This is a genomic window from Streptomyces sp. AV19, assembly GCF_015999245.1.
Lineage (GTDB): Bacteria > Actinomycetota > Actinomycetes > Streptomycetales > Streptomycetaceae > Streptomyces.
The window spans coordinates 608155-621941 of sequence record NZ_JAEAMR010000010.1 but is presented as its reverse complement, the minus strand read 5'-3'; the positions used below and the strand labels follow the sequence as shown (position 1 = coordinate 621941).

Below are 13787 nucleotides of genomic sequence, written 5' to 3'. Positions count from 1 at the left end.
ACCGGTAGCGGCGATATTTGCGCGCGGGTAAAGATGCCGTCAAGAGAACTTGCAGTCGGCAAATGTCACATGGGCCGGGGCTTGCCGCCCCGGCCCATGTGCGGTTGGCTCATCTGAGCCCTGCGCTGCTCAGCACTCTTTCCGTGCTCTGTTTCAGTGCTCGGCGCTCGGCTTCAGTGCTCGGCCGCGCCCTCTTCCAGCCGCTGCCCGCGCAGCAGGAACCACGCGGCCACCGCCGTGCCCAGCAGCACCACCGCGCCCACGCCGGAGGCGATCCGCAGCCCGTCCACGAAGGCGTGCTGCGCCGAGGAGAGCAGCACCGCGCCGGTGTCGGCGGGCAGCGTCACGGCCGCCTCGACGGCACCGCCCAGCGACTCGTGCGCGGCGGACGCGGGCCCGTCCGGGACGCCGGCGGGCACCGTGAAGCCCCGGTAGACGCCGGTGACGATCGAGCCGAGGAGCGCGATGCCGAGCGCCGCGCCCAGTTCGTACGCCGTCTCGGAGACCGCCGAGGCGGCGCCCGCCTGCTCCTTGGGCACGCTGGAGAGGATGACGTCGGCCGTGACGGTGAAGGAGAAACCGGCACCGACGCCGACGACCAGCAGCACCGCGCCCAGCAGCGGGTAGGCGGTGTCGGTGGAGAGCCAGCCGACCACCGCCAGCGCGACGCCGATCGCCGCGAGACCGCCGGCCACCACGCCCCGTACCGACCAGCGACGGGCGGCCTGCCCGGCGAGCAGACCGGCCGTGACCGCGCCGATGGCGGCCGGGAGTTCGGCCAGGCCCGCCTCCAACGGGCTGCGGTCCTGGACCAGTTGCAGGAACTGCGAGAGGAAGAAGACCAGCCCGGACAGGCCGAGCACGGTCAGCAGGTCGGCCAGCACCGCGCCGGAGAAGCCCCGGTTGCGGAAGAGCCGCATGTCCAGCAGGGGCGCGGGCAGCCGCAGCTGACGCCGGACGAACCAGGCGAGCGCCACCACGCCGACCACCGCACCGACGACGACCTCCGGGCTCGCGCCGATCGTCGCGCCCTCCTTGATCGCGTAGACGACGGCGATGATGCCGGCCATCGACAGGACGACGCTCAGCAGGTCCCAGGGGCCGGGCGACGGGTCGCGCGACTCGGGCAGCAGCTTGATGCCCACCAGCACCAGCACGGCCATCACCGGCAGGTTGATCAGGAAGACCGAGCCCCACCAGAAGTTCTCCAGCAGGAACCCGCCGACCACCGGGCCCACCGCCGCGCCCGCCGAGGCCATCGCGCCCCAGATGCCGATGGCGAGGCTGCGCTCACGCGGGTCGTGGAAGAGGTTGCGGATCAGCGCCAGCGTCGAGGGCATCAGCGTCGCGCCCGCCACGCCCAGCAGCGCCCGGGCCGCGATCATCATCTCCGGGCTGGAGGCGTAGGCGTTGAGCACCGAGACCGCGCCGAAGGCCACAGCGCCGCTCAGCAGCAGCTTCTTCCGCCCGATGCGGTCGCCCAGGCTGCCCATGGAGACCAGCAGACCGGCGATGACGAAGGAGTAGACGTCACCGATCCACAGCAGCTGGGTGCCCGAGGGACGCAGGTCCTCGCTGAGGAACGGCGTCGCCAGACCGAGGACGGTGGCGTCCACGGCCACCAGCAGGACGGCCAGGACCAGGACGGCGAGCGCCAGCCAGCGCCCCCGGCCCGGTGCGTCCGGCCCCTTGGCCCCCGGCTCCCGTGTGATCGTCTCGCTGCTCACCGCTCCATCCTCCGCTGCGCGCCGCCGAGCAGCAGCTCGGAGACCATCCGGGTGTGGTCCTTGGCGGCCACCCGGCCGTCCTGCACGGCCCAGGCGCCGGCGCCGATGAGTCCGTAGAGCGCCTCGGTGAGCCAGGCGGGCGAGAGGTCGAGGCGGAAGACGCCCTCCTCCTGACCGCGCTGGAAGAGCCCCTGGACGCGGACGTCGAGCCGGTTCCAGCCCTCGTTGACGCCGGCCTCGTAGAGCTGGTTCTCGGTGAAGAGGAACGCGAGGAAACCGGCGACGGGCTCGGAGCGCGCGATCAGCCGGCGCACGGCCTCGGCGGCGTCGCCCTCCTCCGTACGGGCCTCGTCGAGCGCCCGCCCGAACTCGGCGATGCCGTGGTCCTCCAGGGCGCGCACCAGCGCGTCGCGGCCGGAGAAGTGCCGGTGGAGGGTGGCACGGCTGACGCCGGCCGCCTTGGCGATCTCGTCCATGGACGCCGTCGCCTTGCGGGTGAGCAGGGCCGCGGCGGCTCTCAGTACGTGTTCACGGTCGAGGCTCATGAGACGACGATAACCCGAATGAGACAGTGATGTCTCATTCGGGTTATCCGTGTCGCGTACGCGTCAGCCGCGTCGCGCGGCCGCCCACTCACGCTGGACGGCCAGATCGGCCTTGACCTCCGTGAGCTGGACGGCCACCGCCGAGGGGGCGGTGCCGCCGCGTCCGCTGCGGGAGGCGAGCGCGCCGGGCACGTCCAGGACGGTGCGGACCTCGGGGGTCAGGTGCGGGGAGATCGCGGCGAACTGCTCGTCGGTCAGCCCGTCGAGCTCGATGCCGTGCCGCTCGCACTCCTTGACGCACTCCCCCGCCACCTCGTGGGCGACGCGGAACGGCACGCCGCGCCGCACCAGCCACTCGGCGATGTCGGTGGCCAGCGAGAACCCGGCCGGGGCCAGCTCCTCCAGCCGCTCGCGGTGGACGGTGAGCGTCGCCATCATCCCGGTGAAGGCCGGCAGCAGGACCTCCAGCTGGTCGCAGGAGTCGAAGACGGGCTCCTTGTCCTCCTGGAGGTCCCGGTTGTAGGCGAGCGGGAGGGCCTTGAGGGTGGCCAGCAGGCCGGTGAGGTTGCCGATCAGCCGGCCGGACTTGCCGCGCGCCAGCTCGGCGATGTCCGGGTTCTTCTTCTGCGGCATGATCGACGAGCCGGTGGAGAAGGCGTCGTGGAGGGTCACGAAGGAGAACTCCTTCGTGTTCCAGATGATCACCTCCTCGGCGATCCTCGACAGGTCGACGCCGATCATCGCCGTGATGAAGGCGAACTCCGCGACGAAGTCCCGCGCGGCCGTGCCGTCGATGGAGTTGGCGGCCGAGCCGCGCTCGAAGCCGAGGTCGGCGGCGACGGCCTCCGGGTCGAGGCCGAGGCTGCTGCCGGCCAGGGCGCCCGAGCCGTACGGCGAGACCGCCGTCCGCCCGTCCCACTGCCGCAGCCGCTCCGCATCCCGCGACAGCGCCTGGACGTGCGCGAGGACGTGGTGCGCGAAGAGCACCGGCTGGGCGTGCTGGAGGTGGGTGCGGCCGGGCATCGCCACGTCCGCGTGCGCCTCGGCGAGGCCGACGAGCGCCTCCTGGAGGTCGGTGACCAGCCCGCCGATGATCCGCGCGTGGTCGCGCAGATACATCCGGAAGAGCGTGGCCACCTGGTCGTTGCGCGAGCGGCCGGCGCGCAGCTTGCCGCCGAGCTCGGGGCCGAGCCGCTCCAGCAGGCCGCGCTCCAGGGCGGTGTGCACGTCCTCGTCGGCGACGGTGCCGGTGAACGTGCCGTCCGCGACGTCCTTCTCCAGCCGGCCGAGGCCGTCGAGCATCTTCTCCAGCTCGTCGGCGGTCAGCAGGCCCGCCTTGTGGAGCACGCGGGCGTGGGCGCGGGAGCCGGCGATGTCGTACGGGGCCAGGCGCCAGTCGAAGTGGACCGACGCGGACAGCTTGGCCAGGGCTTCGGCGGGGCCGTCGGCGAAACGGCCGCCCCAGAGCCGGACGTCGTCGGTGGTGCCGTTGCTCACTTGCGTGCTCCTCGTGGGTGGTGGGGTGCCGCTGCGGGCGGACGGGACCGTCAGGCCAGGTCCCGCTTGGCGGCGATCTTCGATGACAGGCTGAAGATGTCGATGAAGCCCTTCGCCGCCGACTGGTCGAACGAGTCACCCGTGTCGTAGGTGGCGAGGTTGAAGTCGTAGAGCGACGTGGCGGACTTCCGGCCGGTGACGACGGCCCGGCCGCCGTGCAGGGTCATCCGGATGTCGCCGTTGACGTGCTCGTTGGCCTCGGCGATGAAGCCGTCCAGCGCCCGCTTGAGCGGGGAGAACCACTGGCCGTCGTAGACCAGCTCGCTCCACCGCTGCTCGACCTGCCGCTTGTAGCGGGCCAGTTCGCGCTCGACGGTGACGTTCTCCAGCTCCTGGTGGGCGGTGATCAGCGCGATGGCGCCGGGCGCCTCGTAGATCTCGCGGGACTTGATGCCCACCAGCCGGTCCTCGACCATGTCGATCCGGCCGATGCCCTGGGCGCCGGCCCGCTCGTTGAGCTGCTGGATCGCCTGGAGGACGGTGACGGCCTGGCCGTCGATCGCCACCGGGACGCCCTTCTCGAAGGTGACGATCACCTCGTCGGGGTCGCGGGGGGTGGCCGGGTTGGCGGTGTAGTCGTAGACGTCCTCGACCGGGGCGTTCCAGATGTCCTCCAGGAAGCCGGTCTCGACGGCCCGGCCGAAGACGTTCTGGTCGATGGAGTACGGCGACTTCTTGGTGGTCGCGATCGGCAGGCCCTTGGCCTCGCAGAAGGCGATGGCCTTGTCGCGCGTCATCGCGTAGTCCCGGACGGGGGCGATGCACTTGAGCTCCGGCGCGAGCGAGGCGATCCCGGCCTCGAACCGCACCTGGTCGTTGCCCTTGCCGGTGCAGCCGTGGGCGACGGTGGTCGCGCCGTGCTTGTGCGCGGCGGCGACGAGGTGCTTGACGATCGTGGGCCGCGAGAGGGCCGAGACCAGCGGGTACCGGTCCATGTACAGGGCGTTGGCCTTGATCGCCGGGAGGCAGTACTCCTCGGCGAACTCGTCCTTGGCGTCGGCGACCTCCGCCTCCACCGCACCGCAGGCGAGCGCGCGCTTGCGGATGACGTCCAGGTCCTCGCCGCCCTGGCCGACGTCCACGGCAACGGCGATGACCTCGGCGCCCGTCTCCTCGGCGATCCAGCCGATGGCGACGGAGGTGTCCAGGCCGCCCGAGTAGGCGAGTACGACGCGCTCGGTCACGGGGTTCTCCTTACGTGCATGCGGTGATGGGTATAACTATGCAGTCCGTCGTATGTTTCGTCAATGACCCGGGAGGGTGAATCGGTCGGGAGTGGATGTCGGCGGGGCGTTCTACGATGCGAGCATCGAGAGGCCCGAGTAGGGGAGGCAGATCATGGCTACGCGAATGGAGTCCCTGCACAACGCGCGGATGGAGTCCCTGCACAACGCCATCGAGCGTGCGTCGTCGGTGATAGAGGGCTTCAAGATCGAGGCAGTGGGGGACCGGATCGTCATGACGCCACAGAGCAGCGTTCAGAGCGAGACGATCGCCGACGTGATCGAGGCGGCGAGGGCCACTCTCGGCAGGAAGCGCGCGTACTCGGACGTCATCGTCAACTTTCCGGGCGAAACCGAACGCTGCCCTGATGTGGCCATCGTCGAAGCAGGGGCACAGGAGCCCTACTCTCACGAGGACCTGCTCGCCGCCATCGAGGTCGTCTCCTCGAAGCACGACAAGAACGACTACGTGATCAAGACGGAGCAGTACGCCCGCTTCGGCGTGCCCATGTACCTGATCATCGACCCTTTCCGAGGCGAGTGCGATCTGTTGACCCGCCCCATGGACGGCACGTATGCCACCCGCGAGTTGTCCAAGTACGGCGATACCATCCGCCTCCAGCTGGCCGACGGCAACACGGTCGAGATCCCGACAGACACCTTCGAGCGCAGGCGCTGAGCGGAACCCGTTCGATTCCCCACCCGCCCCAGCTCTAGGATCACCACCCGAACGATCGAACCAACCGAAACCGGGGTACTCCCCCATGAGCCGCGAGCGCGAGCTGGCCCGCACCACCCTCCAAGCCGCCCGGGCAGGGGCACCCGTGCCGCTCGACGCCGCCGATCCGCGCGAGTGGGCCGCCCTCGACTCCGGCGTGCGGCTGCACCTGATGCGGGAGGAGCTGCCCACGGCCTGGCTGCACGCCGGGGAACCGGCGCCGGGCGACGCGGCGTTCGCGATCGCCCTCTGCCACGCCAGCGGGCACGTCCGCGAGGCCGCGCTCCGGCACCCCGGGGCCGCCGCCCTCCTGTCGCTGGTCATCCTGCGCTGCGCGGACTGGGCCGGGCCGGTGCGGGAGCGGGCGCGGACGCTGCTGGACCGCGCGCTGCCGGCGGCCGCGCCGGAGACCGTGGCGCTGGGCACGGCCGTCGCCCTGCGCGCGGCGGGGCGCAAGCACGGCGCGCATGCCCGTGACCTGCTCGCGGAGCACGTCCGCTCCCCCGGGCTGATCGACGCGCTGCTGGCGAGCCCGGACCGGGACGCGCGCCGGTTCGGCCACCGGGCCGCCATCGAGCAGGACCACCTCTCCCCCGCCCGTCTCGTCCGCATCGCCGCGACCGACCGGGATGCCGTGGTGCAGGACCTCTGCGCGGACGCCGCGCTCGCCCGCGCCCAGGACGGCGAGGTCCTACGGCCGCTGCTGGCCACCCGGCACCCGCGTGTCCGCGCCGCCGGGGTGACGGCGCTCAAGCGGACCGGGGACACGGACGAGGCGGCCCGTTTCCTCACCGACCGCTCCGGCCTGGTCCGGGCCTGCGCCCGCTGGGTGCTGCGGCAGCACGGCATCGACCCACTGCCCCTGCACCGGGCAGCCTGCACCGGCCCCGACGTCCTCCCCGGCGCCCCCACCGGCCTGGGCGAATGCGGGACGCGGGCGGACACCGCGCTGCTGTGGCCGCTGCTGGACCATCCGCGCCCGGCCGTGCGCGCCAACGCCGTCGCGGCGCTGCGCGCGCTGGGCACGAGCGAGCAGGAACGATTCACGCCCCTGCTGGACGACCCGTCGGCCTCCGTCGTCCGCGAGGCCACCACCGCGCTCGAACCCGTCGCCGCCCGGCTCCCCGAGGAGTGGCTGTACGAGCGGCTGGCGGACGACCGCCCCCGGCACGTCCGCGTCTCCGCCTTCCGCCTGCTGACCGCCCACCGCCCCGCGGCCAGGCTTCGCTGCCTCCGCCGCCTCGTCGACGACCCCGACCCGAAGCTCCGCGTCCGGGCCCTGACCGCCCTCGCCGCCCACGGCCCCGCCCACGAGACCCCGCCGGATGCCGAGCGCGGCGAGCCGGGCACTCAGCCCGTGGGGCTGTTCCGCCGGCTCTTCGGAGCCTCCCGCTGACCCCGGATTTGGATCACGGCCCGGAACAGGATATTTTCTTTCTGCACGCCCCACCGGGAAGAAAACCGGAGGGAGCGGGCAAACCGGGACGTGGCGCAGCTTGGTAGCGCACTTGACTGGGGGTCAAGGGGTCGTGGGTTCAAATCCCGCCGTCCCGACGGTTCATGAAGGGCCTCTGCCGTAGGGCAGGGGCCCTTCAGTGTTTCTCTCGACTCCGAGTTTCTCTCGACTCCGAGTTTCTCTCGACTCCGAGTTTCTCTCGACTCCGACTCCGACTCCGAGAGTCCGCCTCGCCCCCCGCCCTGGCAACGCCCACTCGGCTCAGCCCACCGGCCCGGAGAAGTACCGGCCCGACGACGTCTCGGTGACGACCCGTTCCCCGCTCCTCGCGCCCTGCTCCCCGCCCTTCGTCCTTCGTCCGCTCCGCCCGGACAGCGTGCTGCCGGCCCGAAGACGTCCACTCCACGGTGTTTCCGCTGGGAGCGCACGGTCTCCCCGATGCTGCCGAGCCGTTATCGGATCCCGCTCCGGCCGCGCGATCCGATAACGGCTCGGTAGCACTTCCCCTCGCGGTCGCCTTCTCCTCACGGTCGCCTTCTCCTGAATTCCCGTCGATGGCGTCCCGCCGAGCGGTGCAGCAGCGATCTCCGCATAGCCCCTGTTCATGGGGCGGCCATCGCGCAACTCTGGCGGCCCGGCCCCGTGGGGCGGCATGGTGCATGGCCGGCCGGCCGTTTCGTCTCGGGCCCTCCGGGCCCAAAGCGGCGGGCTGCGGCGAAGGGGGCGGCCGGGTTGCCCCGCGTGGCCGCGCGCGGGTGGCCCCCGGCGGATGCCCGTGGGGCACGTGGGCCGAGCGGGGCGCTCTGGAGACGGTATCGGGGGCCGGGTGCCGGGTTGTGGTCATCCGGGAGCCGGGTGCGGGTCCGTGATCTGCCGCACGTCGGCAAGCCGTGCCCCCAGGGCGTCGAGGTGCCTGTGTGGTCGTTGACCTTTGAATTGCGGGCGTTTTGGTCGTGATGAACCGGCCGTCCGCCGCCCACGCATGACCAAATCGCCCGCTACCGCACCCCGACGGCTGCACCACTCGGCGGACGCGATCTCCCGTCACCAGTCCGGGTGTTGCTGTCCGCCCCGGACGAAGTGCCGGAGCAGCTGACCGTCAGGTGTGCACCTGGCGCAGGTGAACGCCCATCTTCTCGGTGAGCGCCACCGCCAGTCGCAGGTCGCCGCCCTGGAGCGCGACGGACCGCTCCCGGCGGATCTCCTGGCAGCGCTCGCAGCGGAAGGGCCACGGGGCGGGGGTCGTGGGCTGTACGTCGCAGGGCAGCGCCTCCCATGTCTCGTCCCCGGCGAGCGCGCGGAGGTGCAGCCTGCCGTTGCCGTTGGCGGTGACCTCGCCGATGCGGTCGCGGCGGGCGTCGTGGACCAACTCCCCTACGGCGGGGGTGCGCTGGGGTGGCGAGGGCATGGTCATGCGCTGTTCCTCTCGGTGGGATCGATCGTTCCGGATCGCCTTCCAAGCATCTGTGCGCGGCGGTAGCGTGACCAGGAGTAACTGCTGTAGAAGAGCCGGGCTGGTTTCAGGGATGCCCGGCTTCAACGGAGGGGCGAACGAACGTGCCCGCACCAAAGCGGATTGAACCGACCAATCTCAACGAGTGGTTCGCACGCAAGATCCGCGACTTGCGCATCGCGCGTGGCTGGACCCAGGCCCGGCTGGGCGAGGAGGTGAACCTCTCTGGAAGCCGGATCGCCCAGTTCGAGCGGGCGGAGGACGTACCGCCCAGGGACATCACGGAGTTGTTGGACAAGGCGTTGGGCGCTGGCGGCCTCCTGGTGGAGATGCACCCGTTCCTCAAGCGCCCTTGGCATCAGAAGTGGCCGGAGGACTTGGCCGACATCGAGTCGCGAGCGAAGAAGATCCAGACGTACACGTTCGTCATCCCGGGATTTCTCCAGACCCGGGAGTACGCTGCGGGGATCCTGAGTTCGGGGACCCCGTTCTTCAGCGGGGATCTCAACGAGAAGATCGAAGCTCGTATGACGATTCAGGATGTCCTTGAGGGCCCCAACCACCCGTGGTTGCGGTGCATCGTGGACGAGTCAGCCCTATATCGGGCCGTCTGCCCGCCCGACGCCATGCGCGACCAGCTCCTGCACCTGCTGAAGGCATGCGAGCGCCCCCGTATTACTTTTCAGGTACTGCCGTTCAAGGAAAACCGCTTGTTCGTACTGGACACCAGCATGGTCATTCTGTGGACACTCACGGATGGAAGCATCCTGGCTCACGAGCAAGACACCGACAACGGGCATTTCATCACTGACCCCAAGAAGGTCGAGCTGCTGGTCAGCCTCTACGACCAGCTTCACGTTGACGCCTTGAGTGCAGATGCATCCTTGTCCTTCGTCCAAAGGGTGCTTGAGGACAGATACTCATGACTTGGCGTAAGAGCTCGTACAGCGGAAACACCCCGCATGACTGTGTGGAGGTCGCCGACAACCTACCCGGCCCCATACGGATACGTGACAGCAAACGGCCCGGCACAGGCGTAGGCCCGGCGATCGTCTCTGGAACCGTCCCTTGGACCACCTTCCTTTCCGCCCTGCGCGGCGGCACCCTCGCCTGGGTCCGGGGCTAGCCCCGGAAGAAACGGCGAAAGGGCGGGACCGGGGCAAAACCCCCCTACCCCCACCCAACCCTCCGCCCCGCCACCACCAGCAAACCCACCGCCCCCACCCCCAGCACCCCATTCGCCACATAGTCCGCCACCCCCTTGGCCGCCGACTCCGGCTCCGTGAAGAACCCGGCCCCCGCATACGCCAGCAACGCCCCGCCCGCCAGGGCCAGTCGATGCCGCGGGCCCCACACGTACCAATGGCCCGCCACCGCGGCCAGGGCGACCAGCCCAACCACCGCCCCCGCCGCCCACCAGCCGGGAAACGACTCCGTACCGAGAAAAAGACCGCCCGCGATCAGCGCCGCAGCGCCCACCGCCCACGGCGCGGGCACTTCGGCCGTACGAAGCCGCAACAAAGCGGTGGCATCGACGCGCAAGGCGCAGACCACCAACACCACGACCACAAAAGCCGTACCACCCAACTGCCAAGGAGAGGCGACGAAGCGTTCGTCGACGTAGTTCCCGTACCCCACCAGGGCCGATCCGCCCGCGAACACCACAGCCGTCACGGCCAGCCCCACCTTCCCCAGCCACGGCTCGCCCGCCCGTTCACCGGCCACGAGGGACTCGACGAGGACGATGCCCACATTCGTGCTCCACACCGCGTGCATCGTCACCACGGCGACGGTCAGCCAACCGCCCATGCCGAGCGCCGGAATGTACGTATCGCCCATGAGGTCGTGACCGGCATAGTGACGGTTGAAGAGCATCTGGTCGGCCAGGCCCTCCTCGACCAGGCCGTACGCGATCCCCAGCACCAGCATCGACGTGTGCCCGCGCCCTGCCCGCCGCGCCGCCTCCCTCACCAGGAGCGCTCCCGCCCCGTACATCGGGGCGAGCAGCGGCAGGAGCAACGCCATCTCGGGCACGGTCAGATTGCCCAGCAGGCACTCGCCGATCAGCGGGGCGAGGACGAAGAGTCCTGCGGCCGGGGCCAGGTGGGTCCGGGGCTTCGGGGAGGAGACCGCCATGTCCCAAGGGTCCCGTCGCCGCCCGGCCGGCGGACAGCGCCGATGGTCGACGATGCCGCAACTATGGTCTGAATTCCGGGGGGCCGGAATCCGGGCGGCTCAGCGTTCCTTCTGCGCGAGCCGCAGCAGATGGTCCGCCAGCGCCTGGCCGCCCATCGGGTCGCGGCTGATGAGCAGCACGGTGTCGTCGCCGGCGATCGTGCCGATGATCTCGTGCACCCCGGCCTGGTCGATCGCCGAGGCGAAGAACTGCGCGGCGCCCGGCGGCGTACGCAGCACGACCAGGTTGGCCGACGCCTCGGCCGAGATCAGCAACTCGCCCGCGAGCCGCGCCATGCGCGCCTCCGTCGCGGACTCGCCGAGCGGCGCGCGCGGCGTGCGGTCGCCGCCCTCGGACGGGACGGCGTAGATCAACTCGCCGCCCGTGTTGCGGATCTTGACCGCGCCGAGTTCGTCGAGGTCGCGGGAGAGGGTGGCCTGGGTGACGGTCAGGCCGTCGTCCGCCAGCAGCCGGGCCAGCTGGCTCTGTGAGCGGACGGCCTGCCGGCCGAGGATGTCCACGATCCGGCGGTGGCGCGCGGTGCGGGTCTGCGGCACGGCCTGTCCGCTGTGAACGGGCTCGGTCTCCTGCGCCTCGGTCATCGTCTCGTCAGTCTCCGGATCGTTGTTCTGCTGGGACGTCTTCGTCCCACGCACCCCTCACTCCGTGACTGCGGTGGCGGCGTCGAGGACGCCGGGCAGCGCCCGGAGGAACGCGTCCACCTCATCTTCCGTGATGATCAGCGGTGGAGCCAGCCGCACCACGTCGGGTGCGACCGCGTTCACCAGGAGGCCGGCTTCCTGCGCTGCCCGCTGCACGTCCGGTGCGAGGGGCTCGGAAAGGACAATACCCAGCAGCAGGCCCGCGCCACGGATGCGGTCGACCAGGGGGTGGCGGAGCGCAGCGATCCCGTCACGCAGGAGTGCGCCCGTCCGCCGGACGTGGTCGAGGACGCCGTCGGCGGCGAGGGTGTCGAGGACGGCGAGGGCGGCGGCGCAGGCGACGGGGTTGCCGCCGAAGGTGGAGCCGTGCTGACCGGGGGTCAGCAGGCCGGCGGCGTCGCCGAAGGCGAGGGTGGCGCCGATGGGGAGGCCGCCGCCGAGGCCCTTGGCGAGGGTGACGATGTCGGGTTCGACCCGTTGCGCAAGGTACTCGAACCAGTGGCCGGTGCGCCCGATACCTGTCTGGATCTCGTCCAGGACGAGGAGCGTTCCAGTCGCGCGGGTGATCTCGCGGGCGGCGGCGAGGTAGCCGTCGGGCGGGACGACGACGCCGTTCTCGCCCTGGATCGGCTCCAGGACCACGAGCGCCGTGTCCGTCGTGACGGCTGCGCGCAGTGCGTCGGCGTCGCCGTACGGGACGTGGGTGACGTCGCCGGGGAGGGGGAGGAAGGGATCTTGTTTCGCGGGCTGCCCGGTCAACGCCAACGCGCCCATCGTGCGGCCGTGGAAGCCACCCTGCGCGGCGACCATGTGCGGACGGCCGGTCCGCCGTCCGATCTTGTACGCGGCCTCGATCGCCTCGGCGCCGGAGTTGCCGAAGTAGACGCGGCCGGGGCGGCCGCCGGCCAGGGCGAGCAGGCGCTCGGCGAGCGCCACCGGCGGCTCGGCGACGTACAGGTTCGAGACGTGGCCGAGGGTGGCGATCTGGTCGGAGACGGCGCGGACCACGGCCGGGTGGGCGTGGCCGAGCGCGTTGACGGCGATGCCGCCGACGAAGTCGAGGTACGGCGTGCCGTCGGCGTCCCAGACGGTGCTGCCCTCGCCGCGCACGAGGGGGATGCGCGGGGTGCCGTAGTTGTCCATCAGGGCGCCCTGCCAGCGCTTGGTCAGTTCGGCGTTGTTCACCGGGAATCCCCCTCCGCGTCCGGGACGACCATCGTCCCTATTCCTTCGTCCGTGAAGATCTCCAGCAGGATCGAGTGCTGGACGCGGCCGTCTATCACGCGCGCCGTGCCGACGCCGTTGCGGACGGCGTGCAGGCAGCCCTCCATCTTGGGGACCATGCCGCTGGCCAGGTCGGGCAGCAGGGCCTCCAACTCGCTCGCGGTGAGGCGGCTGATGACCTCGTCGCTCTCGGGCCAGTCCGCGTAGAGCCCCTCGACGTCGGTGAGGACCATCAGCGTCTCCGCGCCGAGTGCGGCGGCGAGGGCGGCGGCGGCGGTGTCGGCGTTGACGTTGTAGACGTGGCCGTCCTCGGCGCTGCGGGCGACGGAGGAGACGACGGGGATGCGCCCGTCCGCCAGCAGGGCTTCGATCGCGCCGGTGTCGGTCGCGGTGACCTCGCCGACGCGGCCGATGTCCACCCGCTCGCCGTCGACATGGGCGTAGCGCTTGCTGGCGGTCATGGTGTGGGCGTCCTCGCCGGTCATGCCGACGGCGAGGGGGCCGTGCCGGTTGAGCAGCCCGACCAGTTCGCGCTGCACCTGCCCCGCGAGGACCATGCGGACGACGTCCATGGCCTCGGGCGTGGTGACGCGGAGCCCGGCCTTGAACTCGGAGGCGATACCGAGCCGGTCGAGCTGGGCGCTGATCTGCGGGCCGCCGCCGTGGACGACGACCGGGCGCAGTCCGGCGTGCCGGAGGAAGACGACGTCCTGGGCGAAGGCGGCCTTCAGCTCGTCGTCCACCATCGCGTTGCCGCCGAACTTGATGACGACGGTCTTCCCGTGGTGCCGGGTGAGCCAGGGCAGCGCCTCGACGAGGATGCGGGCCTTGGGGAGGGCGGTGTGCTTGCGGGCGGGGGTGCTCATGAGGAGTAGGCGCTGTTCTCGTGGACGTAGTCGGCGGTGAGGTCGTTGGCCCAGATGACGGCGGACGCGTCGCCCTCGGCCAGGTCGGCGGTGATCCGCACCTCGCGGTAGCGCATGTCGACGAGGTCGCGGTCGTCGCCGACGGAGCCGTTGCGGCAGACCCAGACTCGGCCACCGGGT

At 71.1% G+C, this 13787-nt stretch carries 12 protein-coding genes, 1 tRNA gene and 2 pseudogenes; 5 read left to right on the top strand and 10 right to left on the bottom strand.

Annotated elements, in window-relative coordinates; translation table 11 throughout:
• Positions 1 to 173: 173 nt before the first annotated feature.
• From I5Q34_RS21285 to I5Q34_RS21270, 4 genes are all read right to left on the bottom strand, one after another.
• Positions 174 to 1727: an MFS transporter gene (locus I5Q34_RS21285; protein WP_277965382.1), complete on the bottom strand. Its 1554-nt coding sequence runs from the start codon at positions 1725 to 1727 to the stop codon at positions 174 to 176.
• Entirely contained in the window at positions 1724 to 2272 is a 549-nt protein-coding gene (locus tag I5Q34_RS21280; RefSeq protein ID WP_199893898.1) for a TetR/AcrR family transcriptional regulator, read from the bottom strand. Before I5Q34_RS21280 ends, I5Q34_RS21285 begins: the two co-directional genes overlap by 4 nt.
• Positions 2273 to 2335: 63 nt before the next feature.
• Entirely contained in the window at positions 2336 to 3769 is a 1434-nt protein-coding gene (argH, locus tag I5Q34_RS21275; RefSeq protein WP_199893897.1) for an argininosuccinate lyase, read from the bottom strand.
• Positions 3770 to 3819: 50 nt separating this feature from the next.
• Positions 3820 to 5013 (bottom strand): argininosuccinate synthase, encoded by a 1194-nt coding sequence (locus I5Q34_RS21270; protein WP_199893896.1) that lies wholly within the window; start codon positions 5011 to 5013, stop codon positions 3820 to 3822.
• Between the two features lie 154 nt (positions 5014 to 5167).
• Here I5Q34_RS21270 and I5Q34_RS21265 point away from each other — a divergent pair, with 154 nt between their 5' ends.
• The 3 genes from I5Q34_RS21265 to I5Q34_RS21255 all read left to right on the top strand — a co-directional run bounded on the left by I5Q34_RS21265 (position 5168) and on the right by I5Q34_RS21255 (position 7324).
• A complete protein-coding gene (locus I5Q34_RS21265; RefSeq protein ID WP_199893895.1) occupies positions 5168 to 5731 on the top strand; it encodes a Uma2 family endonuclease in 564 nt (187 codons plus the stop codon).
• Positions 5732 to 5816: 85 nt separating this feature from the next.
• A complete protein-coding gene (locus I5Q34_RS21260) occupies positions 5817 to 7166 on the top strand; it encodes a HEAT repeat domain-containing protein (RefSeq protein WP_199893894.1) in 1350 nt (449 codons plus the stop codon).
• Between the two features lie 84 nt (positions 7167 to 7250).
• Positions 7251 to 7324: transfer RNA gene (locus I5Q34_RS21255), tRNA-Pro, on the top strand.
• A gap of 1001 nt (positions 7325 to 8325) precedes the next feature.
• On the opposite strand, the gene I5Q34_RS21250 is transcribed toward I5Q34_RS21255, so the two are convergent.
• Positions 8326 to 8640, bottom strand: a complete 315-nt coding sequence (locus tag I5Q34_RS21250) for a hypothetical protein (protein ID WP_199893893.1) — start codon at positions 8638 to 8640, stop codon at positions 8326 to 8328.
• Positions 8641 to 8783: 143 nt separating this feature from the next.
• Between I5Q34_RS21250 and I5Q34_RS21245 the strand changes: the two genes are divergently transcribed.
• Both I5Q34_RS21245 and I5Q34_RS21240 read left to right on the top strand, forming a co-directional pair.
• Positions 8784 to 9605 carry a helix-turn-helix transcriptional regulator gene (locus I5Q34_RS21245; protein ID WP_199893892.1) on the top strand — a complete coding sequence of 274 codons (822 nt, stop codon included), beginning with the start codon at positions 8784 to 8786 and terminating at the stop codon, positions 9603 to 9605.
• Positions 9602 to 9805, top strand: coding sequence for a DUF397 domain-containing protein (locus I5Q34_RS21240; RefSeq protein ID WP_199893891.1), 204 nt, complete (start codon positions 9602 to 9604; stop codon positions 9803 to 9805). Before I5Q34_RS21245 ends, I5Q34_RS21240 begins: the two co-directional genes overlap by 4 nt.
• Before the next feature lie 44 nt (positions 9806 to 9849).
• On the opposite strand, the gene I5Q34_RS21235 is transcribed toward I5Q34_RS21240, so the two are convergent.
• From I5Q34_RS21235 to I5Q34_RS21215, 5 genes and pseudogenes are all read right to left on the bottom strand, one after another.
• On the bottom strand, positions 9850 to 10815 hold the full coding sequence (locus I5Q34_RS21235; RefSeq protein ID WP_199893890.1) for a DUF998 domain-containing protein: 966 nt from the start codon (positions 10813 to 10815) through the stop codon (positions 9850 to 9852).
• Positions 10816 to 10914: 99 nt separating this feature from the next.
• Positions 10915 to 11457: an arginine repressor gene (locus tag I5Q34_RS21230; RefSeq protein WP_199894301.1), complete on the bottom strand. Its 543-nt coding sequence runs from the start codon at positions 11455 to 11457 to the stop codon at positions 10915 to 10917.
• Between the two features lie 57 nt (positions 11458 to 11514).
• Positions 11515 to 12687 (bottom strand): annotated as a pseudogene (locus tag I5Q34_RS21225) (acetylornithine transaminase); the annotation flags it as partial.
• An 11-nt stretch (positions 12688 to 12698) separates the two neighbouring features.
• The gene (argB, locus tag I5Q34_RS21220) at positions 12699 to 13607 is read right to left on the bottom strand and encodes an acetylglutamate kinase (RefSeq protein WP_199894299.1); all 909 of its coding nucleotides are present in this window, start codon (positions 13605 to 13607) and stop codon (positions 12699 to 12701) included.
• Positions 13604 to 13774: pseudogene (locus I5Q34_RS21215) on the bottom strand (bifunctional ornithine acetyltransferase/N-acetylglutamate synthase); the annotation flags it as partial. The pseudogene I5Q34_RS21215 and the gene argB, both read right to left, overlap by 4 nt.
• Positions 13775 to 13787: the final 13 nt, after the last annotated feature.